At 37.7% G+C, this 25206-nt stretch carries 37 protein-coding genes; 2 read left to right on the top strand and 35 right to left on the bottom strand.

The genetic code is table 11. From position 1 onward, the window contains the following. Positions 1-38: 38 nt before the first annotated feature. The 34 genes from ACQY77_RS16105 to ACQY77_RS15940 form a co-directional block, all read right to left on the bottom strand. Positions 39-3008 carry a glycoside hydrolase domain-containing protein gene (locus ACQY77_RS16105; RefSeq protein ID WP_421941155.1) on the bottom strand — a complete coding sequence of 990 codons (2970 nt, stop codon included), beginning with the start codon at positions 3006-3008 and terminating at the stop codon, positions 39-41. A gap of 157 nt (positions 3009-3165) precedes the next feature. After that, complete coding sequence (gene rplQ / locus ACQY77_RS16100; RefSeq protein WP_421941156.1) at positions 3166-3699, bottom strand: 50S ribosomal protein L17; 534 nt, start codon at positions 3697-3699, stop codon at positions 3166-3168. A 127-nt stretch (positions 3700-3826) separates the two neighbouring features. Further along, complete coding sequence (locus ACQY77_RS16095; RefSeq protein ID WP_090886550.1) at positions 3827-4819, bottom strand: DNA-directed RNA polymerase subunit alpha; 993 nt, start codon at positions 4817-4819, stop codon at positions 3827-3829. A gap of 85 nt (positions 4820-4904) precedes the next feature. Then, positions 4905-5513, bottom strand: a complete 609-nt coding sequence (gene rpsD / locus ACQY77_RS16090) for a 30S ribosomal protein S4 (RefSeq protein WP_421941157.1) — start codon at positions 5511-5513, stop codon at positions 4905-4907. 63 nt (positions 5514-5576) lie between these two features. Beyond that, positions 5577-5966 carry a 30S ribosomal protein S11 gene (rpsK, locus tag ACQY77_RS16085; RefSeq protein ID WP_121949556.1) on the bottom strand — a complete coding sequence of 130 codons (390 nt, stop codon included), beginning with the start codon at positions 5964-5966 and terminating at the stop codon, positions 5577-5579. Positions 5967-6062: 96 nt separating this feature from the next. Then, positions 6063-6440 carry a 30S ribosomal protein S13 gene (gene rpsM / locus ACQY77_RS16080; protein WP_010599886.1) on the bottom strand — a complete coding sequence of 126 codons (378 nt, stop codon included), beginning with the start codon at positions 6438-6440 and terminating at the stop codon, positions 6063-6065. A gap of 70 nt (positions 6441-6510) precedes the next feature. Further along, on the bottom strand, positions 6511-6627 hold the full coding sequence (gene rpmJ / locus ACQY77_RS16075; protein WP_107214554.1) for a 50S ribosomal protein L36: 117 nt from the start codon (positions 6625-6627) through the stop codon (positions 6511-6513). 1 nt (position 6628) lies between these two features. Further along, positions 6629-6847, bottom strand: coding sequence for a translation initiation factor IF-1 (gene infA, locus ACQY77_RS16070; RefSeq protein ID WP_010599888.1), 219 nt, complete (start codon positions 6845-6847; stop codon positions 6629-6631). A gap of 71 nt (positions 6848-6918) precedes the next feature. After that, positions 6919-7704 (bottom strand): type I methionyl aminopeptidase, encoded by a 786-nt coding sequence (gene map, locus ACQY77_RS16065; RefSeq protein WP_421941158.1) that lies wholly within the window; start codon positions 7702-7704, stop codon positions 6919-6921. Positions 7705-7713: 9 nt separating this feature from the next. Beyond that, a complete protein-coding gene (secY, locus tag ACQY77_RS16060; RefSeq protein WP_090886544.1) occupies positions 7714-9054 on the bottom strand; it encodes a preprotein translocase subunit SecY in 1341 nt (446 codons plus the stop codon). A gap of 7 nt (positions 9055-9061) precedes the next feature. Next, the gene (rplO, locus tag ACQY77_RS16055) at positions 9062-9508 is read right to left on the bottom strand and encodes a 50S ribosomal protein L15 (RefSeq protein WP_421941159.1); all 447 of its coding nucleotides are present in this window, start codon (positions 9506-9508) and stop codon (positions 9062-9064) included. Positions 9509-9612: 104 nt separating this feature from the next. Then, positions 9613-9792: a 50S ribosomal protein L30 gene (rpmD, locus tag ACQY77_RS16050; RefSeq protein ID WP_090886542.1), complete on the bottom strand. Its 180-nt coding sequence runs from the start codon at positions 9790-9792 to the stop codon at positions 9613-9615. 4 nt (positions 9793-9796) lie between these two features. Continuing rightward, positions 9797-10315 carry a 30S ribosomal protein S5 gene (rpsE, locus tag ACQY77_RS16045; RefSeq protein ID WP_090886540.1) on the bottom strand — a complete coding sequence of 173 codons (519 nt, stop codon included), beginning with the start codon at positions 10313-10315 and terminating at the stop codon, positions 9797-9799. Positions 10316-10332: 17 nt separating this feature from the next. Next, on the bottom strand, positions 10333-10686 hold the full coding sequence (gene rplR / locus ACQY77_RS16040; RefSeq protein WP_428429982.1) for a 50S ribosomal protein L18: 354 nt from the start codon (positions 10684-10686) through the stop codon (positions 10333-10335). Positions 10687-10691: 5 nt separating this feature from the next. Next, positions 10692-11249, bottom strand: a complete 558-nt coding sequence (gene rplF / locus ACQY77_RS16035; RefSeq protein WP_421941160.1) for a 50S ribosomal protein L6 — start codon at positions 11247-11249, stop codon at positions 10692-10694. Positions 11250-11268: 19 nt separating this feature from the next. After that, positions 11269-11667, bottom strand: a complete 399-nt coding sequence (gene rpsH / locus ACQY77_RS16030) for a 30S ribosomal protein S8 (protein ID WP_115402665.1) — start codon at positions 11665-11667, stop codon at positions 11269-11271. A gap of 151 nt (positions 11668-11818) precedes the next feature. Then, entirely contained in the window at positions 11819-12088 is a 270-nt protein-coding gene (gene rpsN / locus ACQY77_RS16025; RefSeq protein WP_039475193.1) for a 30S ribosomal protein S14, read from the bottom strand. Continuing rightward, positions 12088-12654, bottom strand: coding sequence for a 50S ribosomal protein L5 (gene rplE, locus ACQY77_RS16020; protein ID WP_090886532.1), 567 nt, complete (start codon positions 12652-12654; stop codon positions 12088-12090). Before rplE ends, rpsN begins: the two co-directional genes overlap by 1 nt. Continuing rightward, positions 12651-12992, bottom strand: coding sequence for a 50S ribosomal protein L24 (rplX, locus tag ACQY77_RS16015; RefSeq protein WP_090886530.1), 342 nt, complete (start codon positions 12990-12992; stop codon positions 12651-12653). Before rplX ends, rplE begins: the two co-directional genes overlap by 4 nt. A gap of 1 nt (position 12993) precedes the next feature. Next, a complete protein-coding gene (gene rplN, locus ACQY77_RS16010) occupies positions 12994-13362 on the bottom strand; it encodes a 50S ribosomal protein L14 (protein ID WP_090886529.1) in 369 nt (122 codons plus the stop codon). 1 nt (position 13363) lies between these two features. Next, positions 13364-13618 (bottom strand): 30S ribosomal protein S17, encoded by a 255-nt coding sequence (gene rpsQ / locus ACQY77_RS16005; RefSeq protein ID WP_090886527.1) that lies wholly within the window; start codon positions 13616-13618, stop codon positions 13364-13366. Positions 13619-13631: 13 nt separating this feature from the next. After that, the gene (rpmC, locus tag ACQY77_RS16000) at positions 13632-13844 is read right to left on the bottom strand and encodes a 50S ribosomal protein L29 (RefSeq protein ID WP_421941161.1); all 213 of its coding nucleotides are present in this window, start codon (positions 13842-13844) and stop codon (positions 13632-13634) included. Positions 13845-13917: 73 nt separating this feature from the next. Then, positions 13918-14340 (bottom strand): 50S ribosomal protein L16, encoded by a 423-nt coding sequence (gene rplP / locus ACQY77_RS15995; RefSeq protein ID WP_113951798.1) that lies wholly within the window; start codon positions 14338-14340, stop codon positions 13918-13920. A gap of 40 nt (positions 14341-14380) precedes the next feature. Further along, positions 14381-15211 carry a 30S ribosomal protein S3 gene (gene rpsC / locus ACQY77_RS15990; RefSeq protein WP_421941162.1) on the bottom strand — a complete coding sequence of 277 codons (831 nt, stop codon included), beginning with the start codon at positions 15209-15211 and terminating at the stop codon, positions 14381-14383. 9 nt (positions 15212-15220) lie between these two features. Then, a complete protein-coding gene (rplV, locus tag ACQY77_RS15985) occupies positions 15221-15580 on the bottom strand; it encodes a 50S ribosomal protein L22 (RefSeq protein ID WP_421941163.1) in 360 nt (119 codons plus the stop codon). 7 nt (positions 15581-15587) lie between these two features. Further along, positions 15588-15854, bottom strand: coding sequence for a 30S ribosomal protein S19 (rpsS, locus tag ACQY77_RS15980; protein ID WP_090886518.1), 267 nt, complete (start codon positions 15852-15854; stop codon positions 15588-15590). Next, positions 15854-16678, bottom strand: coding sequence for a 50S ribosomal protein L2 (gene rplB, locus ACQY77_RS15975; RefSeq protein ID WP_421941164.1), 825 nt, complete (start codon positions 16676-16678; stop codon positions 15854-15856). Before rplB ends, rpsS begins: the two co-directional genes overlap by 1 nt. Positions 16679-16701: 23 nt before the next feature. Next, on the bottom strand, positions 16702-16992 hold the full coding sequence (gene rplW / locus ACQY77_RS15970; RefSeq protein WP_421941165.1) for a 50S ribosomal protein L23: 291 nt from the start codon (positions 16990-16992) through the stop codon (positions 16702-16704). Between the two features lies 1 nt (position 16993). Then, entirely contained in the window at positions 16994-17623 is a 630-nt protein-coding gene (rplD, locus tag ACQY77_RS15965; RefSeq protein ID WP_421941166.1) for a 50S ribosomal protein L4, read from the bottom strand. Between the two features lie 4 nt (positions 17624-17627). Further along, the gene (gene rplC, locus ACQY77_RS15960) at positions 17628-18245 is read right to left on the bottom strand and encodes a 50S ribosomal protein L3 (protein ID WP_090886600.1); all 618 of its coding nucleotides are present in this window, start codon (positions 18243-18245) and stop codon (positions 17628-17630) included. Between the two features lie 170 nt (positions 18246-18415). After that, positions 18416-18811 carry a DUF1634 domain-containing protein gene (locus tag ACQY77_RS15955; protein WP_421941167.1) on the bottom strand — a complete coding sequence of 132 codons (396 nt, stop codon included), beginning with the start codon at positions 18809-18811 and terminating at the stop codon, positions 18416-18418. Then, positions 18811-19647: a sulfite exporter TauE/SafE family protein gene (locus ACQY77_RS15950; RefSeq protein WP_421941168.1), complete on the bottom strand. Its 837-nt coding sequence runs from the start codon at positions 19645-19647 to the stop codon at positions 18811-18813. Before ACQY77_RS15950 ends, ACQY77_RS15955 begins: the two co-directional genes overlap by 1 nt. A gap of 215 nt (positions 19648-19862) precedes the next feature. Beyond that, a complete protein-coding gene (locus tag ACQY77_RS15945; protein ID WP_421941169.1) occupies positions 19863-21185 on the bottom strand; it encodes a hypothetical protein in 1323 nt (440 codons plus the stop codon). 23 nt (positions 21186-21208) lie between these two features. Then, the gene (locus ACQY77_RS15940; protein ID WP_421941170.1) at positions 21209-22465 is read right to left on the bottom strand and encodes an NAD(P)-binding domain-containing protein; all 1257 of its coding nucleotides are present in this window, start codon (positions 22463-22465) and stop codon (positions 21209-21211) included. 172 nt (positions 22466-22637) lie between these two features. On the opposite strand from ACQY77_RS15940, the gene ACQY77_RS15935 reads away from it, so the two are divergent. Continuing rightward, a complete protein-coding gene (locus ACQY77_RS15935; RefSeq protein WP_421941171.1) occupies positions 22638-23249 on the top strand; it encodes a hypothetical protein in 612 nt (203 codons plus the stop codon). 81 nt (positions 23250-23330) lie between these two features. Here ACQY77_RS15935 and dgt read toward each other — a convergent pair whose 3' ends face one another. Then, a complete protein-coding gene (gene dgt / locus ACQY77_RS15930; protein WP_421941172.1) occupies positions 23331-24674 on the bottom strand; it encodes a dGTP triphosphohydrolase in 1344 nt (447 codons plus the stop codon). A 138-nt stretch (positions 24675-24812) separates the two neighbouring features. Between dgt and ACQY77_RS15925 the strand changes: the two genes are divergently transcribed. Then, a complete protein-coding gene (locus tag ACQY77_RS15925; protein ID WP_421941173.1) occupies positions 24813-25196 on the top strand; it encodes a hypothetical protein in 384 nt (127 codons plus the stop codon). Positions 25197-25206: the final 10 nt, after the last annotated feature.

The raw sequence follows: 25206 nt of genomic DNA, 5'->3' as shown, positions 1-25206 counted from the left end.
TTAGTGTCTTAGCGCCTTTGTAGCTATCAGCTCAACTCCTACTCTACAATCAATATCAATCCCTTAGCTTTTCCAACCGGGATGGATTTCCCATCTGGGTAGCTACCCGGAGTTTGAAACTTATCAATCGCTGGTGCAGTAATTTTCACCTTTTCAGCTGCTAAGCCCAACTTACTCCAATCGATGCTCAGGTTAACCTTCACATCAGAATCTGCCCAACTTGCCAGGGCGATCATGGTTTTACCTTTTTTCTTGTATACGCTGGCTAAAACTTTAGGGTTATCCGTTTTTACCGGACAGTTATCACTCCAATAGCCAATCAATTCCGAATCTTTAATTCCGAAGGCATCCCAGATTCTCCATAAAGGCTTAGGGTCACTCTTCTCCGACCAGCCTAATCTACTGGTCATACCATAAATCATTCCCCTCCATTGGTTTCCATCATCCTGTAACATCTCGCCCATTAAACCAAAAGGAATACCGCTTACCTCGGTAAGGAAGAAGTCCGGATTATTTTTTTCGTAATCGAAATATTCGCCAAACCATAAACGATTCAAATAAGGGAAATGCTCCATATACAGAATCGCACTGTTGTTAAAACCATCGCTCTTATTGTACTGATTGGCTGAATGTAAATCAATAATCCCCGGGTGATTATCTTGCGTTAAAACACGCTTGATCCGTTTCATGGTGACCCGATCAAAGGCAACATCATCTAAATAAACGCCGTCAATCCCCACATTCTTTACTAACCAGTTCATTCCTTCAACATAGTAATTATGCCAACGGTTCATCCCGCTGTTAATAATAGCCGCATCTTTGATTTCAGGTACAAACCAGGCAGCAATATAATTAGAATCGATATGCTCCTGCAACCAGCTGAATCCTCCCCCATTTCCGGGAGAATACACCTCAGTACCTAAACTACGCAGGGCTGGCCATTCATAAGCATGATTGGAAAGCTCGCGCACAGTGTTGTAGATTTTCACTTTCAAACCTTTCGAATGTGCTTCGCCGATGTATCCCTTCATTTTTTTCCATTCGATAAATGGATAGTTAATCCAGGGATTGATTGGTGTAGCATGATGAATATTTACAACAGTAGCTCCATTGGATTTAATGGTATCCAGGTTTCCATATTTATGATAAAAACGATTATCCCACTGAAAGTTAGTATCAATCAGGTGGAAAGGTGTAATCAACAAATTAAAGTTGTAGTAAAGCACATCGCCTTTTTTCATGCTTCTTGCACCTGTAAAATTATCAGCTAACATAGAACTTCCCTTTACATTGATCTGGATTCCTCCTTTATTATCATTTCCCCAGGATTTAGGCAACAATAAGGGCTTCTGTAAATAAAAATTGGTATTTAATGGCCTAACATAGTTCTCATCGCGTAAATTGTAATATAAGCCCGCATTTACATTACCTATCCAAACTGCATCCTGGTTTTTATTGGCAACATCCCATTTCCACTTCACAGTATCGGGTCTCACACCTCCCTTTTCACCTAATCCCATCAGGTATTTCGTAGATCCCTTATCAAAGGGGATGTGAAAGTCAACATTACTAAACTCAACATCTTTTAGTGCAGTAACTTTAACCACATAATGAACATAGCCATCAAACTCCAAAGCACCTTCCAAATCCATCTTCAGGTTTTCAGAAGTATTGGTGGCAGTCCATTTAACTGTTCCCGCTTCTTTACCAGATATCTGAAAGTTCGTTGTGGTAAATTTCTCCTGAGTTTTTGGGGTATTGAAAAAATGAAAATGAATGGGTTCAGCTAAAATATTATTGGGTTTATCGGTATAGCCCGTCATTTCGGCGTTATACAGCGTCTGAATTTGCTTAGGAAACCCATCTGTATTAATTTCAAACCTGCGCCCTAAAAGCGAGATTACGTTGCCCTCAACTTGTAGTGGTGTGTATGGTGCAACAACAGTGTTGGATTGAGCTAAAGTAGAATTAAGCCAGGTTAAGCGGGTTTGCTTTTCAGGTTCAGCTACCCCGGCATCTGCTAAAATTGTATTACTTATGTTGAGTTTAACATCAATTACCTTTGTCTTTCCATTTGCTTTTACTGTGAATTTTCCAATATAGGATCCCGCGGTACTATTTTTTGGAACATCAACTGTTATCCACATTGGCTGAACATTTCCGGGACTAACCTGTACCGTTTTTGTTAAAGGCTTATTATCATAGCTTGTACCATTTGTATTTAAACAATTGATATATTTTGAAGAAATAACCTGGCCTGTACTTGTCCTCAGGTCGCCATAGGTGATTCTCAAATCATTTAACTTTGTAAGTGCATATACTCCCAATTGAAAAGCATAATTTTCTCCCTTGCTGGCATTTCCTGAGAAAACATTTGTGCTGCCCCGCTGTATCCAGCGGTAAGGAAGATCCTTTTGCATTTTGATTGGATACATTCTGTCTTCTGGAAATACAACAAAAGCCGCTGAGGCATATCTGGATTTAATTGCCCCTGTTTCTTTTGCAGTAGCAATAACCTCCATTGGATAGAAAGAATTAAAGGCATCTACAGACTGGATTTCTAAAACCTGGCTATTAATACTTACAGTTTTTGCTTTATTTGCCCAAGAAGAGTTTGCAGTGTTCGGTTTAAGGTATACACCCTTCGGATAATTACTCCTTCCTTCATTTTTATAGGGTAAATAATAAACAAAATACTTTCCTGTGGAGGGTGCTTCGAAGTAAATATCTGCACTTTCCCTCGTAACCTCATCGGCAATAGAATTGCTTATGGTCCTCCCTTGAGCATCCTGAATGATAATCCCTTTCAGCTCAGGGTGCACATCCCTCCTTCTCCAATCAATTTTTACATGAGCGATGCCATTGTTACCATTATATTGAACAACTGCCCTGTGATTGCCCAAAGAATCGGGATTCCAACCATTATTACCATTGGTATATTTAATAATCTGCGCATGGAGTGAAACTTGCCCTAATAAACAGAGCAAAAGAAAAAGCCTGAATTTCATTTCGAATTTGTTTTAGGCTAATTTATAGATACCCAGCGGAATTAAAGCTATGTAATGAAAAAATGAGGCAAACGTTTGTGTTTGAAAACAGGCTGATATAAAACAAAAAAAGTCCTGCTCAATGAGCAGGACTTTTAAAACTTTAAAGTAGAATAAATTATTCTCCTTTAGGCTCTTCCGTAGCTGGAGCTTCTTCAGCAGGAGCAGCTTCTGGAGCAACCTCTTCAGCAGCTTCAGCTTTTGCCTCAGCAGCTTTAGGAGCAGCAGTTTTGCTTCTACCACGACGAGTAGTTTTCTTCTCTTCTTTAGCTTCTACGTTTTTACCGTAAATTTCGTTGTAATCTACCAATTCAATTAAAGCCATTTCAGCGTTATCACCCAAACGGTTGTTTAATTTAATGATACGAGTATAACCACCTGGACGATTTGCAACTTTCTCAGCAATCTCGCGGAATAAAATAGTCACTACTTCTTTATCTTGTAAGTAAGCGAAAACTGTACGACGTGAGTGAGTAGTATCATTTTTAGACTTTGTAATGATTGGCTCAACATAAGTACGTAAAGCTTTAGCTTTTGCTAAAGTTGTAGTAATTCTTTTTGCTTTGATTAAAGATGTAGCCATGTTAGCTAACATTGCTTTTCTGTGGCTGTCGGTTCTGCCTAAGTGATTAACTTTTTTACCGTGTCTCATTGTTCTGTAATTAAGTGTATACCGTCTCTTTAATTGAGGGAATTATACACTGTGAAAAATTATTTTATATTAGTTAAGACTTTAGTAAGAAGACGATGGTCTCCGTACTAAAGACTCACGACTAATCTTACTCTTCGTCTAATTTGAATTTAGACAGGTTCATTCCGAAAGATAAACCTTTAGATTTTACAAGTTCCTGAATCTCTGTTAAAGATTTTTTACCGAAGTTTCTGAATTTTAACATATCAGCAACATCATAAGAAACTAAATCAGCTAAAGTACGGATATCAGCAGCTTTTAAGCAGTTTAACGCTCTAACTGAAAGATCCATATCCACTAATTCAGTTTTAAGGATTTTACGCATATGTAAAATTTCCTCATCAACTTCTTTAGTTTCTTCTTTGGCTTGAGATTCTAACACTAAATTCTCATCAGAGAATAACATAAAGTGTTGGATCAAGATTTTAGCAGCTTCTTTCAATGCTTCTTCTGGGTGGATTGAACCATCAGTAGAAATATCAAGCACCAATTTCTCGTAATCCGTTTTTTGTTCTACACGGAAGTTTTCAATCGTGTATTTAACGTTTTTCATTGGTGTGTAGATCGAATCGATAGCGATAACACCTACAACAGCATCAGCAACTTTATTTTCTTCAGCAGGAACATAACCACGTCCTTTATTGATGGTTAATTCTACTTCTAAAGTAACAGATTTATCCATGTTGCAAATTACATGCTCAGGGTTTAAAACTGTAAAGTTGTTAGAGAATTTAGTGATATCACCAGCTTTAAACTGCTCCTGGCCGTTAACGATGATGAACACTTTCTCCGCATCTCCAGATTCACCAGTTTTCTTAAAACGAACTTGTTTTAAGTTTAAGATGATATCTGTTAAATCTTCTACAACACCTTTGATGGTAGAAAATTCATGAGAAACGCCAGAAAAACGAATAGTAGTAATAGCATAACCTTCTAATGAAGAAAGTAAAATTCTTCTTAAGGCATTACCAATTGTTACACCGAAACCGGGCTCTAAAGGACGAAATTCGAATGTACCATCGAAATCAGTCGATTTCTGCATGATCACTTTGTCTGGTTTCTGAAATGCTAAAATTGCCATTTATAATTTTTTAAATTCGTTATTGAATATATAGTAACATGAAAAAAGTTAATTACCCTTTGGAGGTAATTAACTAAGTCATTTATTACTTTGAGTATAACTCGATGATTAAGTTTTCCTTAATGTTTTCAGGAATCTCGTCACGTTGAGGATAAGTTAAGAACTTTCCTGATAACTGACTAGCATCCCACTCTAACCAGGCAAATTTGTTAATTGTTCTGCCTGCAACTGAGTTAGTAATTGATTCTAGTGATTTTGATTTCTCGCGAACCGCAACAACATCACCAGCTTTCAACTGATATGAAGGGATATTTACAACTTCACCATTCACGGTTACGTGTTTATGGCTAACTAACTGGCGTGCACCAGAACGGGTTGTTGCAATACCTAAACGGTAAACGGTATTATCTAAACGTGCTTCTAACAATTGTAATAAGTTATCACCTGTGATACCTGCACGAGAAGATGCTTTTTTAAACAAGTTACTGAACTGTTTTTCTAACACACCATAAGTGTATTTTACTTTTTGCTTCTCCATTAACTGGATTGCATATTCAGATTGTTTTCCTCTTCTTTTTGAAACGCCATGTTGGCCAGGAGGATAATTTTTTCTGTCTAACACCTTATCAGGACCGAAGATTGGTTCTCTGAATTTACGGGCGATTTTACTTTTTGGGCCTGTATATCTTGCCATTTTTCTTTGTTTTAAAGTATCATTCGATCTGTAACCGAAGATTCTTAGCTTTAAAAATTTTAATTAAACTCTTCTCTTTTTAGGAGGACGACATCCGTTGTGTGGAAGTGGAGTAATATCCTTGATAGATGTTACTTCGATACCAGCAACTTGTAAAGTTCTGATTGCAGACTCACGGCCTGAACCTGGACCTTTTACAAATACATCAACTTTACGTAAACCTAAATCAAACGCAACTTTACCGCAATCTGAAGCTGCCTGACCAGCTGCATAAGGCGTGTTCTTTTTAGAACCTTTGAAGCCCATTTTACCAGCTGAAGACCATGAGATAGTCTGTCCGTTGTTGTTTGTTAAGGTAACGATGATGTTGTTGAAGGTAGCATTGATATGTGCCTGACCAACAGGCTCAATTACAACGATACGTTTTTTTGTTACTTTTTTACTCTTAGCCATGTTTTTTATTACTGAATGAGAGAATGTTTAGCTGAGTGAATGAGAGAATGGTATCCATTCAATAATTCAATCACTCTACATTCAAACATTTATTTCCTATTTAGTAGCTTTTTTCTTGTTAGCAACTGTTTTTCTCTTACCCTTACGAGTACGTGAGTTGTTTTTAGTGCGCTGACCACGAGAAGGTAAACCTTTTCTGTGACGTAAACCACGGTAACAACCGATATCCATTAAACGTTTGATGTTTAATTGAACTTCAGAGCGTAAAGCACCTTCTACTTTAATCTCATCGTTAATCATTGTACGGATAGCCGATAACTCATCATCAGACCAGTCTTGTACTTTTTTGTTTAAATCGATACCTGCAGTTGTTAATATACGTTGTGCAGTTGTTCTACCTATACCATAGATATAAGTTAAACCGATCTCTCCTCTTTTGTTTCTTGGTAAATCAATACCTGAAATCCTTGCCATATTTATTTATGTTTTGAAGTAATTCCGAACGGCGGGCCACCGTTGTACGGTACATTACAATATTTTTTAATTACCCTTGACGTTGCTTATATTTAGGGTTCTTCTTGTTAATTACGTAAAGTTTTCCTTTACGGCGAATTACCTTGCAATCAGCGCTACGTTTTTTAATTGACGATCTAACTTTCATTTTATTTATATCTATAAGTGATGCGTCCCTTTGTTAAATCATAAGGAGACATCTCCAATTTTACTTTGTCACCAGGAAGAATTTTGATGTAGTGCATCCGCATCTTTCCTGAAATATGCGCAATAATCTCATGTCCGTTCTCGAGTTCTACTCTGAACATCGCATTAGATAATGCTTCTCTTATTACGCCGTCTTGTTCAATTGAGGCTTGTTTAGCCATATTTTATTGATTGTTACTTAATTAGCTGCTTCTAAACAGGGTTGCAAAATTAAATAAAAAAATTTAATTATTTATTTTTTTTGTTGTAAAACTTCTTCTATAATTGAAAAGGTTGATAAAACATCTGCCTGGCCCTTTTTTATGGCTACTGTATGTTCAAAATGTGCCGAAGGTTTATTGTCTTTACTGGTTACCGTCCAGCCATCCTTATGAAACTTAACTCCGGCTACGCCAGCATTAATCATCGGCTCTATCGCAATCACCATCCCTTCTTCAAGTTTTGGTCCGCTACCGCGTTTTCCGTAATTAGGCACTTCCGGCTTCTCGTGAAGCTTTACACCCACACCATGTCCTACTAGTTCTCTTACTACTCCGAAACCATTAGCTTCAGCGTATTGTTGCACCGCAAAACCGACATCACCAATCCGCATTCCGCTTACTGCTTTCTCTACCCCTAACTCCAGGCAACGTTTGGTTACTTCTACCAATTTTTGCTTTTCGGCATCTACCTCTCCGATTGAAAAAGTATACGCCGAATCGCCAAAATAATTGTTTTTGATTACCCCGCAGTCAACTGAAATCAAATCCCCTTCCTGTATTACATATTCACTTGGAAAGCCATGAACAACTTGCTCATTAGGCGAAATACACAAAGAGAAAGGGAAACCGTTGTAGTTTAAAAATGCAGGGATTGCTCCGTGATCACTAATAAACTCATAAGCCAGTTTATCCAAAGCCAGAGTAGTCATACCTGCTTTTATCACTTTAGCTACTTCTGCTAAAGTTTTAGAAACAAGTAAAGAACTTTCTCTTATTAACTCGATCTCTTCGAGAGATTTGTAATAAATTTTAGACATCCTTTAGAACTACAACGCTGCATTGCTACTAGCTGCAGGAACACCTGTTCTGCCAGTAACTCTACCCGTTTTCATTAAACCATCGTAGTGACGCATTAAAAGATAACTTTCAATTTGTTGTAAAGTATCTAATACTACCCCTACTAAAATTAATAATGAAGTACCACCAAAGAAGTGAGCAAATTCTTGCTTAATTCCAAACTTAACAGCCAAAGAAGGCAGAATAGCAATAATCGCTAAAAATACCGCACCTGGGAAAGTGATCTTAGAAATTACATCATCAATAAAAGTTGATGTTGCAAAACCAGGTTTAACCCCCGGGATAAAACCACCATTTTTCTTCATATCATCACTCATTTGAGTTGGGTTAACCGTAATAGCGGTGTAGAAGAAAGTAAATGCGATAATTAAAAAAGCGAATGTTAAGCTATAAGCCAACGATGTTGTATTACTGAACTGGATTAACCAAGATCCTTGTAACGAAGGCATAAGCGACATTAAAGCTCCAGGAATGAACATTAACGCTTGAGCAAAAATAATTGGCATAACACCGGCAGCATTCACTTTTAAAGGGATATACTGACGAACACCGCCAAACTGACGGTTACCAACAATTTTCTTAGCGTATTGTACAGGAACTTTACGTACACCTTGAACAATTAAAATGGTAAACATTACCACTGCAAATAAAGCAACAATCTCTAAAACCAAAGCAACAGGACCTCCGCCTTCGGCAGATGAACCTACACGTGCACTGAATTCTTGGCTGATTGCCACTGGTAAACGTGCAATAATACCTACCATGATGATAAGTGATGTACCGTTACCAATACCTTTATCCGTAATTTTCTCACCTAACCACATTACAAATAATGTACCTGCCGTTAATACAAACGTAGATAACACTAAAAACAAAGTGTTTGGTAATAAAATAGCTTCTGCAGGAACCTGAGTTTTAACGTAACCAACCGATTGAACGATGGTAATCGCTACCGTTAGGTAACGTGTAATCTGGTTCATTTTTTTTCTACCACTTTCGCCTTCTTTCTGCATTTTTTGGAAAGAAGGAACAGCAATACCCAATAGTTGCACCACAATAGATGCAGAGATATAAGGCATTACCCCCAATGCTAAAATAGATACACGAGAAAAAGAACCTCCGGCAAACATATCCAGTAAGCCTAAAAGTCCTGATTTTTCGTTATCACCTAAAGCATTCGGATCTACACCTGGTAAAACCACGTGAGATACAAAACGGTATACCAAAAGAATTAAGAGCGTAAACAAAATACGCTCTTTTAATTCTTGAATTTTCCAGATATTACTTAAAGTAGTAAATAGCTTCTTCATTTAATAATTACAATTTTACAATAGAACCACCTGCAGCTTCAATAGCTTTTTGTGCGGTTGCAGAAAACGCATGTGCTGTAACTTCTAATTTTGCTTTTACTTCACCACGACCTAAAACTTTTACTAAGTCGTTTTTAGAAGCTAAACCATGCTCTTGTAAAGCAGCGAAATCAATTTTAGTTAAATTGAATTTCTCAGCTAAGCCTTGTAAAACATCTAAGTTTACACCAACATACTCTGTACGGTTAATTGGTTTGAAACCAACTTTAGGTACACGACGTTGTAAAGGCATTTGACCACCTTCGAAACCAACTTTACTAGAGTAACCAGAACGTGAACCAGCACCTTTGTGACCACGTGTTGAAGTACCACCACGGCCTGAACCAGTACCACGGCCAATTCTCTTTCTGTTTTTTGTAGAACCTTCTGCAGGTTTTAAATTACTTAAATTCATTTTTTTGAATTTGTGTTGCCCTTCGCTTTCACTAAACAGGTACAACGATTAAACATATATAAAGGTAGTACCAGATTTTCTCCGATACTACCTTCAAATAATTATTAGATACTTTCGATTGCTACTAAATGATTCACTTTGCGAATCATACCGATAATTTGTGGAGTAGCTTCAACCTCAACACTTTGGTTTAATTTAGACAAACCCAAAGCCTGAACGGTTCTTTTTTGGCGCTCGCTTCTGTCGATAACGCTTTTGATTTGTGTTACTTTGATCTTAGCCATGATATTATCCGTTAAATACTTTGTTTAAATCTATACCACGAGTTTGAGCTACTGTATAAGCATCACGCATTTTTGTTAATGCATCAACAGTTGCTTTTACCACGTTGTGTGGGTTAGATGAACCTTTAGATTTTGCCAATACGTTATGGATACCAGCACTTTCTAATACAGCACGCATCGCACCACCAGCAATTACTCCAGTACCTACTGCAGCTGGTTTGATCAATACAAAACCGCCAGAGAATTTACCGATTTGCTCATGAGGAACAGTACCGTTTAAAACTGGAACTTTTACCAAGTTCTTTTTAGCATCATCCACTCCTTTTGCAATAGCTTCAGTTACCTCTTTTGCTTTACCTAAACCGAAACCTACAACACCGTTCTCATCACCCACTACAACAATTGCAGAGAAGCTGAAAGTACGGCCACCTTTGGTTACTTTGGCAACGCGTTGTATACTAACCAAACGATCCTTTAATTCGATATCGGTGGTTTTTACTCTTTTTATATTAATAGTTGACATCTTACTTTTTCTTCAGATTAAAATACTAAACCAGCTTCGCGGGCACCCTCTGCCAACGATTTTACACGACCGTGGTATAAATAGCCATTTCTATCGAAAACAACTTGTTTAACACCAGCTGCAATTGCTTTTTCGGCAACTAATTTACCTACAGCAACTGATTGATCGCTTTTGCTTCCAGTACCTGCAAAATCTTTAGATAATGATGATGCTGAAACTATTGTTGTACCAGTAACGTCGTTAATTACCTGAGCATAAATCCCTTTATTGCTTCTATATACAGATAACCTTGGACGCTCTTCCGAACCGGTAAGTCTTTTTCTGATCCCTTTTTTAATACGATCTCTTCTTGATAATTTTTTACCTGCCATGATTACTATTTTTTAGATGCTGATTTACCTGCTTTTCTTCTTAACACTTCACCTACAAACTTGATACCTTTACCTTTATATGGCTCTGGTGCACGTAACGAACGGATTTTCGCAGCTACCTGACCGATCAATTGTTTGTCGATACTCTCTAACATGATTTTAGGAGTCTGACCTTTTTCTGATGAAGTTGTTACTTTAATTTCTTCTGGTAATTGGAATACATAGTGGTGAGAATAACCTAAAACTAGATCCAATGTGTTACCTTGATTTGTAGCACGGTAACCAACACCTACTAATTCTTGTGTTAATTTATAACCTTCTGTAACACCAACAACCATGTTGTTAAGCAATGAGCGATATAAACCGTGTAATGCTTTGTGTTTCTTTTGTTCTGATGGACGTTGAACTGATAAAATTCCATCTTCCTGACTAACAGTGATATCTTTATCAACTGCTTGTGTTAATTCACCTTTAGGGCCTTTAACTGTTACTACGTTATCGTTAGATACAGTAATGGTAACACCTGCAGGGATTGTAATTGGGGCTTTTCCTATTCTTGACATTGTGCTGTTCTCCTAAATATTAATAAACGTGACACAATACCTCACCACCAATGTTTAATTTGGCTGCTTCTTTATCGGTCATTACACCTTTAGAAGTCGATAAGATTGCGATACCTAAACCGTTTAATACTCTTGGCATATTTTCTACGCCTGCATACTGTCTCAAACCTGGTTTACTTACTCGCACTAATGTACGAATAGCAGGAATTTTAGTTATCGGATTGTATTTCAAAGCAATTTTGATTGTACCTTGAACTGTTGTATCCTCAAATTTATAATTCGCGATGTAACCTTTATCAAAAAGTACTTTAGTAATTTCCTTTTTAAGGTTTGATGCAGGAATTTCTACAACTCTGTGGTTGGCCTTAATGGCATTCCTTACTCTTGTTAAATAATCTGCTATTGGATCTGTATTCATTATTTATTGTTTTTGATAGTGGTTTCCTGACGCTAACCCAGCGATGGGACCTGCTATCGGTTAAAATTCTGTTTCAGTATATAGACATAAGTATCAAGTATCAAGAAACCTTTAAGTCTCGATACCTGATACTCAGTACTAGCTACTTATATTACCAAGATGCTTTTTTAACACCTGGTATTTTACCGTCTAACGCCATTTCACGGAACGTTACCCTTGAGATACCAAAGGTACGCATATATCCGCGAGGACGGCCAGTTAATTTACAACGGTTGTGTAAACGTACTGGAGAAGAGTTCTTAGGTAATTTATCTAAACCTTCGAAATCACCCGCTGCTTTTAAAGCTGCACGTTTTTCAGCGTATCTAGCAACCAATTTTTGGCGCTTAACTTCGCGTGCTTTTACACCTTCTTTTGCCATTATTCTGCTGTTTTTTGATTTTTAAATGGTAATCCGAATTGTTTCAATAACTCTAAAGCCTCAACATCAGATTTGGCCGAAGTTACGAAAGTAATATCCATACCTAAAATTTTATTGATTTTATCGATATTAATCTCTGGGAAGATGATTTGCTCAGTAACACCTAATGTATAGTTACCTTGTCCGTCAAATCCTTTATCATTGATACCTTTGAAATCGCGAATACGTGGCAAAGCTACAGAGATCAAACGATCTAAGAACTCATACATATTGTTATCACGTAACGTTACACGTACACCTACTGGCATACCTTTACGTAATTTAAAGTTAGAGATATCTTTTTTAGATTGAGCCTGAACCGCTTGCTGACCAGTAATAGTGGTTAACTCAACGATAGTAGAATCTACAATCTTTTTATCAGTAACAGAAAAACGACCTACACCCTGATTGATACAGATTTTTTCCAATTTAGGAACCTGCATTACAGTTTTGTACTGGAATTTTTCTTTTAATGCATTTACAACTTCTTCTTTGTATTTGCTTTTTAATCTAGGTGTAGCCATTATTTAATTTCCTCCCCTGAAACTTTAGCAACTCTAACTAATTTACCTTCAGCGTTAGCTTTACGTCCAACACGGGTAGGTTTACCAGATTTTGGATCAACCAACATCAAGTTAGAAATATGAAGAGCGGCTTCTTTTTTAATAATACCACCGTTTGGATTAGCAGCATTTGGTTTAGTATGTTTAGACACTAAATTGATACCTTCTACAACGGCTCTGTTTTTATCTTTAAGTACTTCAAGTACTTTTCCTTGTTGACCTTTTGAATCGCCAGCAATGATTTTAACTAAATCACCTTTACGGATCTTTAATTTAACTGGTGTATTTACTTTGTTTCCCATTTTATAATACCTCCGGTGCTAATGATACAATTTTCATGAATTGTTTTTCACGTAGTTCTCTCGCAACCGGGCCAAAGATACGTGTACCGCGTGGCTCATCCTGTGCGTTCAATAATACAGCTGCATTATCGTCGAAACGGATGTAAGAACCATCTTTACGTCTGATCTCTTTCTTTGTTCTTACCACAACTGCTTTAGATACTGTACCTTTTTTTACGTTACCTGATGGTAAAGCGCTTTTTACGGTAACAACTACTTTATCTCCAATTGAAGCATAACGTTTACCAGTTCCACCTAGTACACGAATTACTAATACTTCTTTTGCGCCGCTGTTATCAGCAACGTTTAATCTTGATTCCTGTTGTACCATCTTATTTAGCCCTTTCTAAAATTTGTACCAATCTCCAGTTCTTGTTTTTACTCAAAGGACGAGTTTCCATGATTAATACCGTATCACCGATACCGCACTCATTTTTCTCATCGTGAGCCATAAATTTGGTAGTTTTCTTCACGAACTTACCATAAATCGGGTGTTTCACTTTACGTTCAACCGACACAACAACAGATTTATCCATCTTGTTGCTTACCACCAACCCGGTTCTTGTTTTTCTTAAATTTCTTTCCATTTGGACTCTAAAATTATTTAGTTTCAGTAGCTGACTCAGCTTTAACAACTCTAGTCAGTTCAGTATTTAAACGGGCTATATCTTTCCTTACTTTTGAAATACGTGAAGGATTTTCGATAGCTGAAATGGTATGAGCGAACTTTAATTTCGACAAGTTCTCTTTTTCTTCCGCAATCTTAGCTACTAATTCTTCTTTTGAAAGCCCTGTGATTTCTGAATTTTTCATTTTTATTTTTCTTTTACGATTGAGTGTAGCGGTTATAAAAACAAGTATTTACAACATTCATCTCAACACTTTACTATGCTTCTACGTAATCTCTACGTACTACAAATTTAGTTTGGATTGGTAATTTCTGTGCAGCTAAACGCAATGCTTCTTTAGCAATTTCTAAAGGAACACCTTCAGCTTCGAAAATTACACGTCCGGGTCTAACTACTGCTACCCAGTATTCAGGAGCACCCTTACCTTTACCCATACGTACCTCAGCAGGTTTTTTAGTTACCGGTTTATCCGGGAAAATCCTGATCCATACTTGTCCTTCACGTTTCATGAAACGGGTTACGGCAATACGGGCAGCCTCTATCTGGCGACTTGTGATCCAAGTTGCTTCTAAAGATTTGATACCGAAAGATCCGAATGCTAATTCAGCTCCACGAGAAGCTAAACCTTTCATTCTGCCTTTTTGCATCTTCCTGAACTTCGTTCTTTTTGGCTGTAACATTTTATTTTGTTCTAATCGTTAAACGATGTTAATTAATCAATTATTTACGAGGACCTCTGTTAGCGCCTGCGCCTCCACCTCTGTTCGCACCACCTTGACCCGGACGACCTTGGTTTCCACCACGTCTGTCACCGCCACGGTTATCTCTTCCACCACCTCTGTTATCTCTTCCACCGAATGCCGGTTTCTCTGATTGGCCTTTAGGACCGTTATTTGTTGATCCGATGTTCGGAGACAAATCACGTTTTCCATAAACTTCACCTTTACAGATCCAAACTTTAATACCTATTTTACCATAAGTAGTTAAAGCTTCAGCTAAAGCGTAGTCGATATCAGCACGTAAAGTGTGCAAAGGAACTCTTCCTTCTTTGTACTGCTCAGTACGTGCCATCTCAGCACCACCTAAACGACCAGAAGTCATGATTTTGATACCTTCAGCACCCATACGCATTGTTGATGCGATAGAAGATTTCATTGCTCTACGGAATGAGATCCTTGCTTCTAATTGTTTTGCAACACCTTCTGCAACTAATTGTGCATCAAGTTCCGGGCGTTTAATCTCGAAAATGTTAATTTGAATTTCCTTTTTAGTCAATTTCTTTAACTCTTCTTTGATTTTATCAACCTCAGCACCTGCTTTACCGATTACGATACCTGGACGAGCTGTGTGGATAGTTACAGTGATACGTTTTAACGTACGCTCAATAACTACTTTTGCAACACCGCCTTTTGCGATACGAGCAGAAAGGTATTTTCTGATTTTTTCATCCTCAACTAATTTATCGGAGTAGTTGTTGCCACCGAACCAGTTAGAATCCCATCCTTTGATGATACCTAACCTGTTACCTATTGGATTTGCTTTTTGTCCCATTTCCTGATATTAGTTTTGAGTTTCTGTATTTTTACTGTCTACGATCAAAGTTACGTGGTTAGAACGTTTACGAATTCTGTATCCACGGCCTTGAGGTGCCGGTCTCAAACGTTTAAGTTGGCGACCACCGTCTACCATTATTGTTTTAACAAATAATTGGCTTTCTTCAGGGCGAGCACCTTCATTCTTAGCTTCCCAGTTTTTAATAGCAGATAATAATAATTTCTCAACTCTTATTGCTGCTTCTTTATTGGTAAACTTTAAAATGCTTAATGCTTTCTCTACACGTTCACCTCTGATAAGATCTACAACCAAACGCATCTTACGCGGTGAGGTTGGACAATTGTTTAATTTTGCTACTGCTTCCATTGTCTAATTATTTTTTCTTTTCAGCGTGTCCTCTGAATGTACGAGTTGGAGCAAATTCTCCTAACTTGTGACCAACCATGTTTTCTGTAACATACACAGGGATAAATTTATTTCCGTTGTGTACTGCAAATGTATGACCAACAAAATCTGGTGAGATCATTGATCTGCGAGACCAAGTTTTGATTACAGTTCTTTTGCCTGAATCATTCATAGAGCTAACTTTTCTCTCTACGTTATGGTCAATATAAGGTCCTTTTTTTATCGAACGAGCCATTATTTCTTCCTTCTCTCTATGATGTAACGATTAGAATATTTCTTAAGTTCTCTGGTTTTGTAGCCTTTAGACAACACACCTTTTCTAGAACGTGGGTGACCACCTGATGATCTACCTTCACCACCACCCATTGGGTGATCGACAGGGTTCATTGCTACTGGTCTTGTTCTTGGACGACGACCTAACCAACGTTTACGACCTGCTTTACCTAATACTTCATTAGCGTGATCAGAGTTAGATACAGCTCCGATAGTTGCTAAACAAGTAACCAGGATTAAACGGGTTTCACCTGAAGGCATTTTCAAGGTAGCATATTTACCATCGCGGGCAGCTAATTGTGCATAAGCACCTGCACTACGAGCTAATTGTGCTCCTTTTCCAGGATGGATCTCTACATTGTGAATGATAGAACCTAATGGAATGTTTGATAATTTTAAAGTGTTACCTACTTCTGGAGTTGCAGTATCGCCAGAAACTAATTTCTGACCTACTTGTAAACCTTCAGGAGCGATAATATAACGCTTCTCGCCATCTGCATAATTTAATAATGCGATACGTGCAGTACGGTTTGGATCGTATTCTACAGTTGCAACTGTAGCAGGGATATCGAATTTATCGCGTTTGAAATCGATAATACGATATGATTTTTTATGACCACCACCGATGTAGCGCATAGTCATTTTACCTGAGTTGTTACGTCCACCAGACTTTTTTGATGATACAACCAATGATTTTTCGGGCTTGGTTGCTGTAATCTCCGTAAAACTAGCACCAACTCTAAAGCGGGTACCCGGAGTAACTGGTTTAAATTTTCTTAAGCCCATAGTTATTTTTAATTATTCTTAAATTAAAGATTTGCGTAATAATCTATTGTTTCACCGTCTTTTAACGTTACGATTGCTTTTTTGTATTTCGGGCTACGGCCTGAAACAAAACCTGCTTTAGTGTAACGAGATTTAGCTTTTCCATCAACAACCATGGTATTGATCGCTACGATAGTAACACCGTATAATTTCTCAATAGCTGATTTAATTTGCAATTTGTTTGCTTTATGGTTTACGCTAAATGTGAAACGGTTAGATTTCTCAGTTAAAGCTGAAGCTTTTTCGGTTAATATTGGTTTTTTTAAAATTTCCATATTACTTGGCAAATGCCTCCTCCAAAGTTTTAACAGAATCTGCAGTTAATAAAAGTTTGCCAGCGTTTAATACATCATATGTATTTAATTCTGCTGCAGTAATTACTTTAGTTTTCTGAACGTTTCTGCTTGATAAATAGATATTATTATTTTGCGAAGGTAAAACCAACAAAGTTTTCTCAGAACCTACGTTTAACGCAGCGATTAAGCTTGTATAGTTTTTAGTTTTAATTGTATCGAAGTTGAAATCTTCTAAAACTACCACGTTATTATCTTTTGCTTTGTAAGCTAAAGCTGATTTACGTGCTAATGATTTTAATTTTTTGTTCAATTTAAAACTGTAATCACGCGGCTGAGGACCGAAAACACGACCACCACCATTGAATAATGGAGATTTAATGCTTCCTGCACGTGCACCACCTGTACCTTTTTGTTTGTATAGTTTGCGAGTAGAACCTGCAATCTCATTACGTTGTTTAGATTTGTGAGTACCTTGACGTTGGTTAGCCAAATACTGTTTTACATCTAAATAAATCGCGTGGTCGTTAGGCTCGATACCGAATACCGATTCAGGAAGTTGCACCTTGGCACCTGTTTCTTTACCTGAAATGTTTAATACTTTAACTTCCATCTGACTACTTATCTAAGATTACGTAAGAACCCTTAGCTCCTGGAATGGAACCACTAACTACTAATAAGTTTTGATCAGCATAAACTTTCAAAACCTGTAAGTTTTGAATTTTCACTCTGTCTCCACCTGTTCTTCCTGCCATGCGCATTCCTTTGAATACACGTGATGGGAAAGATGATGCTCCCAATGAACCTGGGGCACGTAAACGGTTATGCTGACCGTGAGTCTGCATACCAACACCACCAAATCCGTGGCGTTTCACAACACCTTGAAAACCTTTACCTTTTGAGGTTCCTACAACATCAACAAAATCGCCTTCTGCGAATGCATCAACAGTTACCACATCACCTAAATTAAGTGCTGTTGTAAACGAGTTGAATTCTACCAGTTTGCGTTTTGGAGTTGTGTTCGCTTTAGCGAAATGGCCTTTTAACGGTTGAGTTGTGTTTTTCTCTTTAGCCTCATCATATCCTAGCTGGATTGATGAATAACCGTCTTTTTCTTCGGTTTTTACCTGTGTAACTACACAAGGCCCAGCTTCGATTACTGTACAAGGAATGTTTCTTCCTTCAGCATCGAAAATACTGGTCATTCCTACTTTTTTTCCAATAATTCCTGACATTTTATCTTTTAATTTAACACCCATCGAAGCAGTAGGGCTTCGTTCAAGGTGGTTGTACATCCCCCGAAAGGGACGGCAAAAATAGGAAAGAATTATTAATTTTCAAATAGTTAGCTAAATATTTTTTCAAATAATTTGCTGATAGATGGGAAGTTAGCTAAAAAAGTAGGCTAATGTGCCAATCCACCATTTAAACTAATGGTGATGATGGCTAAGATAATGAAGCCAATGAGCACATAGAGATAATCGCGCTCGATCAAAAAGCCGAAAAGTGCAAAAACCAGGCGAGCTATAGGCGTGAATATCAGCATTAAAACGCCAAATTGAACAACAGCATCTCCCTGAAATGTTAAAACAGACTTAAAAATAGAAGCAATTGAAGAAAACTTAGAAAGCTCTGGTTTGAAAACAGCATAATCGGTAATCACCCCTTTATTGTGGATCAGATAAATAATTCCACCAAGCAATACTATGGTCATAGAAATAATTACTCCGGCACGCAACAGCGTACCCAAAATAACCTGAATATCTCTATCATTCAAATTTTCTTTCTTTGTTTCTATCATTACATTGCCCCGCTTAAACCTTTATAAATCATCTGTAAAGCCAGAAAGATAACAACTACAGCAAATACCATCTTTAATTTATCGGTTTTAGTTTTAATTAATACTTTAGATCCAATAGTAGCGCCCGTAAGTACCCCAATACATACAGGCATCGCAATACCAGGGTCAATTTGACCCCTGTGGAGATAAACAATTGCACTGGCAGCGGCTGTAACCCCCATCATAAAATTACTGGTTGTGGTAGATACTTTAAAAGGTAAACGCATGATATTATCCATGGCAATAACCTTTAAAGCGCCACTGCCAATCCCCAATAAGCCAGAAAGGGTACCAGCAAAAAGCATCATCGAAAACCCTCCGGCAACATTTTTTACAGCATATGTGTGTGTTAGCCCCTTATCCGGGAAACTTCCATTTAGCTTGAAAAACCTGGCCAGCTTACTCGAGTCGTCCTGTGTAGAATGGTCAACTTTCTTCTTCAGCGTCATAATAGCTGAAAAAATTAAGATACAACCAAATATCACAGCAATATAATCCGGGTTAAGATAGACCGCCACAATAGCGCCACAAATCGCACCTACGGTTGTTGCAATTTCTAAAAACATCCCGATCCTGATATTCGTAATACCTTCTTTTACATAAGCTGCTGCTGAGCCCGACGAAGTTGCAATAACGGAAACAATTGATGCCCCAATCGCATAATGGATATCTACTCCCAAGGCTAGTGTTAATAAAGGAATAATGATTACCCCTCCCCCTAAACCTGTCAAAGAGCCTAAGAAACCAGCTAAAAGTGCACCAACTAATACAATTAAAGTAAACAGCAATACCGACATGCGGGCAAATATAACTGACAGTTTTTTACTAAACGAAGGATTGAATGGATAAAATAAAGTCTATATGCTATATAGAAATGATTGAATGGATAAATGATTAGAATGAGTGAATAATAGAATTAGAGAATGAGTGAATGATAGAATGAATGAATAGGCAACTGACCTAATGCCCCATGACTAACGAACTAATGACTAATTAACTAATGCCCAATAAACTAATGATTATGCGATGTGATTTTAAACGCATGTGTATCTACCTCAGCAGCGACAAGCTTCTTCCTGAGTTCGGCAACCACCTCATTGAAAAGTTCTCTAGAAACGTTATTATATTTTGCGCCGCTTAAATAGATACGAAACTGAGGTCTGAGTTTGGCCTGGGCAAGCATCATCTTTAAAGAGACAATTGAGTTCTCCAGGCTCTCACTAATCGATTCCCCTTTTTTAATCATTACACCAGTTGTTAAATCAAAGGGAACAAATCTGGAAGAGTCAATCTGTTTACGCTTCGAATAGGAATCAGGATTAACCATCTGGCCAGGATCATAAAAACGAAGGAATAGAAATGTATCAGTCGAATCACCATAATTCATCATGCTCTTCTTCATTACCGTCATCTCTTGTCCCTTATCTACCAATACAGTAACAAATTGTGCGCTATCCGGATGCTGTATGAACTTTTTGAGTTCAACACTGGTAAGGGCATGTTTTAAAGCAGGTACTTGATCTAATGCATTCTCTTCTTTGATTATAGGCAAGAGCAATACATTGATATTTTGATCATTACTATAGAGATACACGGGACCTAATGTTTTGGCGAAACTATCCAATACTAATTTGGATGCCTGAATATTTTCCTGGTACCGGCGTTCGCTATTTCGAAAAGCTGTAGTAATTTCTTTGTCCTTATTCTTTTGTATAAAATCAATCCCACAGGTTTTAATGCAAATGATTATTGAAAAGAAAAGTCCAATCGGCCAGAATATGGCTTGCTTGCCATACTTAACTTTAACCTTATTAAGCTGTGCTGAAGGGCTTTCATCTAAATTTAACATACTGTGAACTTCAGGATGAACTTTTCCAAGCTCAGCAGATTTGGCATTTCTCTCAAGGTGAAGGTATAAATCGTCTATAAAAGACCTGAATATCAGTGCATCGTTTGAAGTATTAAAAACACTGCCTACATCGCTCAAGCCCCACATTAACTTCCTCCCAGATTTCAATACGATCTTTAAGGAGGGCACGGGCGCCCCCAACCAGGCGGGATGAGGAATACGATCTACCTCTTCAAACTCTACCCTTCCAAAAAACGATGAAGTAAAACCTGCTTGATCTAAAATGATATGATCTGATCCCTTTCCTTTCTTATAAAAAAGCCATCCTCCAAAAATAAAAGGGACAAAAACGGCCAATATAAGCAGCGCTACATTAAGTAAATTAAGTAACAGCAACGCAACCATTAAGCAGAAGCCTAACACTGCACCGTATATAAAATACTTAACAGAGTTTACAACCTGAAAACAAAAAGAATAAGAGGCCATTGATTCAGATTTTTCGTTAAAGCTTATTTTCCCAGTCGTTTGATCATCTCCGCGCTTAAATCCCTTCCATCGTTCAATCGGTTAGCGAAGAAAGACTTTGCGGCTTCAAAATGGGCTTTATAACCATTGATATCTCCATATCCGATGATAGAAGCCCACTCATGCACTGCAGTGTGAAATTCAAGATCATCACCCCTGATTGATTTATCGTATAATGCCGTTTGGATTGATTCTTCCAGCATATCCTCATTTTTAAACAGGTATTCGGCAATGCCCAGGCGCAGTTTGAAAGGCGGTGTTTGACAAATTAAATTATCATAAGGATTAACGCCCATTTTATACCAGGCATACACCATACTTAGTAAACTGAGGTGAGAATTCGGTTTTTGTTTATGCTCCGCATCAGAAAGACTGAACTCCTTCATGATATTATCATCCAGGAGCAAAAGTTGCCTGCTTTCATGAAAAACAAAGTCGCGGGCAGCAAAAATCTTACTTCTAAATTCATTTTCGTTTTCACAAATCATCAGTTTGAAAAGTTCAGATTCTGCCTGCGCATAATATTTTACTTGCTTTTGGGCATAGGGATTCAAGATTGCCAAACCAGCGTATATGTGAGATTTATAGCTGAAGATCCTCAGTGTAGTCAGAATTTTAACGTTATCTATCCCTCCTGCATAAGCTGGGTTATCCCAGGGAAAAAAGCCTGCATTTTTCCAGGCAGAACCCATGCTTTCAAAACCCATGTGGGTAACGGCCTGGGTATCGGCCACAATTCTATCATGTTCCTTATAATCATCCATCTCAATGATGTTTGATTTTAGCGATTGGTAAACTTCCAATGCCTTCTGATAAACTTCATCAGTGGCCTTATGCCTTACCACAACGAGGGTTTGCCCTTCGGGACTAAAAGCCGGGCCGTGTAATGAATGGCAGGTTACAACCTGAACATCCTCAGGAAGGTATTTTTCAAAAGCAGCAATTTCAGGGTGCTTAACAGAAGTTTGACCGGAAACAATTGCTCCAAATTTAGTAGAACGTGCAAAAGTAGCAACCACTTCATCAATTTTTTCTGCTTCCACACAATAAATAATAAAATCAGATTTGCGGGAAACTTCATGTCCATCAACTAAAATCTCGATTCCTTTAGGTTCGAGCTCATTTTTTAAATCGGCAAAACGTAGTGGCATATCTGCTCCACATACCTTATATCCTGAAGCGGCGAAGGATATAGCATACAATTTGCCCATATCACCTAAGCCTATTATTCCTATTTGCATGCAACAAATGTAATCTATCGTTAATTAAATTATAATAAATCTTCGATAAAATTGTTATGTTATAAATCAAAACAAACATGTTTTCATATTTTCACATCAACATTATGCAAAAGGGCTTGAAAAGAAAATATTTAAAAACGTAGTTTTACAATAAGAACCCTATAATTTAACTATGCAAAAACCTAAACACCTTCTATTGTTTTTTCTGGCCATGTTGATTTTTAATACAACATTCGCCCAAGTTGTTAGAGACACTTCAAAAAATGCTGATCCATCGTTAAACGGACAGTACAATTTCATGTTGTCTAAATCGAAAAACTTTAATGGAGCTAGATTGATCAATCCTTCAAGGCTATCTTCACTTTGGAAAAGTGTTAATGATACGTTGAGGAAAGAACGCAAACAGCTGCAGGAAGCCAGACAACAAATTAAATCACAAAGCGAAAACATTGCCGGATTAAAAACTGAAGTATCTGGTAAAGAGAGTTCATTAGCCTCTTCCAACGCGATGGTAAACGAAATTAAGTTTCTGGGTATTTCTTTTGATAAGGGAACTTATAATACCATTGTATGGACCATTATCATTGTTCTCGCTGCAGTTTTAGCCTTTATTGTTTTTCAATCAGGCAAGTACAGAAGAGAAGCTGTTTACAGAACGCAGCTGTACCAAGAGGTAGCTGATGAGTTTCAGGCACACAAGGTGAAGGCCAAGGACAAAGAAATGAGACTTGCACGCGAGCTCCAGGATGAACGCAACAAGTGGGACGATGGTAGATTAAGATAAAAACCTTTCATTTGAAATACAGCGCCCGTTAACACCTTTAGAAGAGGATTAACGGGCGCTTTTGTACAGGGCTGTAAACAACTAGGTTTCCGATGGGAAAGATATTCCTTTAATGTTACGATACAAGTCAACAGCATATAAATCGGTCATGCCCGAAACAAAATCCAGTACACTCTGTGTGCGGGAATAAATATCAGGCAAATCAGTATGATACTGTTTTGGAATCAGTTTCACGAGCTTTTTATAATAATGCGTGTTGTTATGAATCAATGCAGGTACAAATTCCTCCAATAGCCCGGCCATAATTTTATATCCGGCTACTTCTTTCTGTATTACCGATGAGAAATTATAAATCCGTTCAATTGAAACCTTCTCGATAGCTTTCCATGCGGTTAAATAAGGCTCAGGGATTAAATCTGTCAGACTCTGATTCAAGTCTCCCCTTAATAAGCTATCCTGTTCTCTATAGAATATATCGGCACATAACCGGGTTAAGGTATTAATGGCTTTGGCCCTTAAAAGTCCGATTTTCGCATCATCATCTTCATAATCATTGATCAAACGATCTTCGATGGTTTTAGAATTGGCGAATGGCAATAAGTAACCTTTCACTTCCTCATAGGATAATATTTTTAAGCGATGGGCGTCTTCCAAATCGATAATACTGTAACAGATATCATCAGCAGCCTCTACGATGTACACTAAAGGGTGTCTTTTGTAAATCAGATGCGCTGATTCTTCCTGTTCTAACTGCAATTCATTGGCGATCTTTTTAAAAGTATCTACTTCAGATTGAAAGAAACCATATTTTTTGCGGTGAAGCAAGCCCTTTTGTTTGCCAGCAATAGACGAACAAGGGTATTTTGCGATAGAAGCCAGCGTTGAATAAGTGAGCGCATAGGCATCATTCCCTTTTCCCTTAAGCGGATGTGTTAAAATTCTAATTGCATTTGCGTTACCTTCAAAATTGATCAGATCGTGCCATTGCTCATCAGACATTTGATCTTTATACACCTTACCATCACCATCAGTAAAATAACGTGAAATGGCGGCTTCGCCCGAATGGCCAAATGCAGGATTGCCTAAATCGTGAGCTAAGGATGCCGCAGCAACAATGTTCCCCACCTCAGTTAGTAAAGGGGCATCTTTGATCAACCCTGGATTTTTTTCTTCTACGGTATTGAGGAAAATATTAGCCATTGATCTGGCCACACTGGCTACTTCTAAACTATGGGTTAAACGATTGTGTACAAAAACACTACCCGGCAAAGGAAATACCTGTGTTTTATTTTGTAATCGCCTGAATGGAGATGAAAAAATCAGCCTGTCATAGTCCCGCTGAAAATCAGATCTTGCTTTATCTGTACTTGCACCATACTGTTCCTGACCAAATCTCTTATTCGAGAGTAAATATTTCCAATCCATTTATACTAGGCTATATTAAATAAGCCGCAAGTTAAACAAAAGCCAAAAATGCCAATGAAAAATTGTGCGAAAATCCTTTAAAAGGAGATCTATTTGAAACTTTTACCTTTTCCAGGTGTTTTTCAAAAAAAGGAAGTTATGAAAACGAGTATCTATAACAAGCGGGAGCACCTGGAGGGTTATGTTGGGGAGGATAAAAAAGCTGCTGAAAAGTCGGCTGTTCAAAAAGCTTACGAACATGGAAACGATGGAAATGAAGTTACCAGTTTTGGCAGAGAGACCATTGCCAAAGAAAATGCAACTAATTTAAGGAACATGCCTGTAACTGCTAAAGATGGTTTTGACAATACAGGAACACAGGGGAAAGATTCATTAAGTGATGACGCGTATCATTCTCCAGACAAGTATCCCACAAAAGAAAGTGCAGCCAGTCATACCGGAAGCTCATCTGATGACTTCAACAATACCAATACGGCTACTCAACAAAGAGATGAGGATGAAGTATTAAATACAGGAATTTAACTTAAAAATA

The sequence above is a fragment of the Pedobacter sp. genome, assembly GCF_965279535.1.
Taxonomy (GTDB): Bacteria; Bacteroidota; Bacteroidia; order Sphingobacteriales; family Sphingobacteriaceae; genus Pedobacter.
This window is presented reverse-complemented; position numbering and strand designations above follow the sequence as displayed.

Bases quoted from the DNA above. Each gene is read 5' to 3' on its own strand.
- ACQY77_RS16105 (WP_421941155.1), bottom strand. From the start codon at position 3,008: ATGAAATTCAGGCTTTTTCTTTTGCTCTGTTTATTAGGGCAAGTTTCA.
- rplQ (WP_421941156.1), bottom strand. From the start codon at position 3,699: ATGAGACACGGTAAAAAAGTTAATCACTTAGGCAGAACCGACAGCCAC.
- ACQY77_RS16095 (WP_090886550.1), bottom strand. From the start codon at position 4,819: ATGGCAATTTTAGCATTTCAGAAACCAGACAAAGTGATCATGCAGAAA.
- rpsD (WP_421941157.1), bottom strand. From the start codon at position 5,513: ATGGCAAGATATACAGGCCCAAAAAGTAAAATCGCCCGTAAATTCAGA.
- rpsK (WP_121949556.1), bottom strand. From the start codon at position 5,966: ATGGCTAAGAGTAAAAAAGTAACAAAAAAACGTATCGTTGTAATTGAG.
- rpsM (WP_010599886.1), bottom strand. From the start codon at position 6,440: ATGGCAAGGATTTCAGGTATTGATTTACCAAGAAACAAAAGAGGAGAG.
- rpmJ (WP_107214554.1), bottom strand. From the start codon at position 6,627: ATGAAAGTTAGATCGTCAATTAAAAAACGTAGCGCTGATTGCAAGGTA.
- infA (WP_010599888.1), bottom strand. From the start codon at position 6,847: ATGGCTAAACAAGCCTCAATTGAACAAGACGGCGTAATAAGAGAAGCA.
- map (WP_421941158.1), bottom strand. From the start codon at position 7,704: ATGTCTAAAATTTATTACAAATCTCTCGAAGAGATCGAGTTAATAAGA.
- secY (WP_090886544.1), bottom strand. From the start codon at position 9,054: ATGAAGAAGCTATTTACTACTTTAAGTAATATCTGGAAAATTCAAGAA.
- rplO (WP_421941159.1), bottom strand. From the start codon at position 9,508: ATGAATTTAAGTAATTTAAAACCTGCAGAAGGTTCTACAAAAAACAGA.
- rpmD (WP_090886542.1), bottom strand. From the start codon at position 9,792: ATGGCTAAGATCAAAGTAACACAAATCAAAAGCGTTATCGACAGAAGC.
- rpsE (WP_090886540.1), bottom strand. From the start codon at position 10,315: ATGTCAACTATTAATATAAAAAGAGTAAAAACCACCGATATCGAATTA.
- rplR (WP_428429982.1), bottom strand. From the start codon at position 10,686: ATGGCAGGTAAAAAATTATCAAGAAGAGATCGTATTAAAAAAGGGATC.
- rplF (WP_421941160.1), bottom strand. From the start codon at position 11,249: ATGTCAAGAATAGGAAAAGCCCCAATTACAATCCCTGCAGGTGTTACC.
- rpsH (WP_115402665.1), bottom strand. From the start codon at position 11,667: ATGAATACAGATCCAATAGCAGATTATTTAACAAGAGTAAGGAATGCC.
- rpsN (WP_039475193.1), bottom strand. From the start codon at position 12,088: ATGGCAAAAGAAGGTGTAAAAGCACGCGAAGTTAAGCGCCAAAAATTG.
- rplX (WP_090886530.1), bottom strand. From the start codon at position 12,992: ATGGGAAACAAAGTAAATACACCAGTTAAATTAAAGATCCGTAAAGGT.
- rplN (WP_090886529.1), bottom strand. From the start codon at position 13,362: ATGGTACAACAGGAATCAAGATTAAACGTTGCTGATAACAGCGGCGCA.
- rpsQ (WP_090886527.1), bottom strand. From the start codon at position 13,618: ATGGAAAGAAATTTAAGAAAAACAAGAACCGGGTTGGTGGTAAGCAAC.
- rpmC (WP_421941161.1), bottom strand. From the start codon at position 13,844: ATGAAAAATTCAGAAATCACAGGGCTTTCAAAAGAAGAATTAGTAGCT.
- rplP (WP_113951798.1), bottom strand. From the start codon at position 14,340: ATGTTACAGCCAAAAAGAACGAAGTTCAGGAAGATGCAAAAAGGCAGA.
- rpsC (WP_421941162.1), bottom strand. From the start codon at position 15,211: ATGGGACAAAAAGCAAATCCAATAGGTAACAGGTTAGGTATCATCAAA.
- rplV (WP_421941163.1), bottom strand. From the start codon at position 15,580: ATGGAAGCAGTAGCAAAATTAAACAATTGTCCAACCTCACCGCGTAAG.
- rpsS (WP_090886518.1), bottom strand. From the start codon at position 15,854: ATGGCTCGTTCGATAAAAAAAGGACCTTATATTGACCATAACGTAGAG.
- rplB (WP_421941164.1), bottom strand. From the start codon at position 16,678: ATGGGCTTAAGAAAATTTAAACCAGTTACTCCGGGTACCCGCTTTAGA.
- rplW (WP_421941165.1), bottom strand. From the start codon at position 16,992: ATGGAAATTTTAAAAAAACCAATATTAACCGAAAAAGCTTCAGCTTTA.
- rplD (WP_421941166.1), bottom strand. From the start codon at position 17,623: ATGGAAGTTAAAGTATTAAACATTTCAGGTAAAGAAACAGGTGCCAAG.
- rplC (WP_090886600.1), bottom strand. From the start codon at position 18,245: ATGTCAGGAATTATTGGAAAAAAAGTAGGAATGACCAGTATTTTCGAT.
- ACQY77_RS15955 (WP_421941167.1), bottom strand. From the start codon at position 18,811: ATGATAGAAACAAAGAAAGAAAATTTGAATGATAGAGATATTCAGGTT.
- ACQY77_RS15950 (WP_421941168.1), bottom strand. From the start codon at position 19,647: ATGTCGGTATTGCTGTTTACTTTAATTGTATTAGTTGGTGCACTTTTA.
- ACQY77_RS15945 (WP_421941169.1), bottom strand. From the start codon at position 21,185: ATGGCCTCTTATTCTTTTTGTTTTCAGGTTGTAAACTCTGTTAAGTAT.
- ACQY77_RS15940 (WP_421941170.1), bottom strand. From the start codon at position 22,465: ATGCAAATAGGAATAATAGGCTTAGGTGATATGGGCAAATTGTATGCT.
- ACQY77_RS15935 (WP_421941171.1), top strand. From the start codon at position 22,638: ATGCAAAAACCTAAACACCTTCTATTGTTTTTTCTGGCCATGTTGATT.
- dgt (WP_421941172.1), bottom strand. From the start codon at position 24,674: ATGGATTGGAAATATTTACTCTCGAATAAGAGATTTGGTCAGGAACAG.
- ACQY77_RS15925 (WP_421941173.1), top strand. From the start codon at position 24,813: ATGAAAACGAGTATCTATAACAAGCGGGAGCACCTGGAGGGTTATGTT.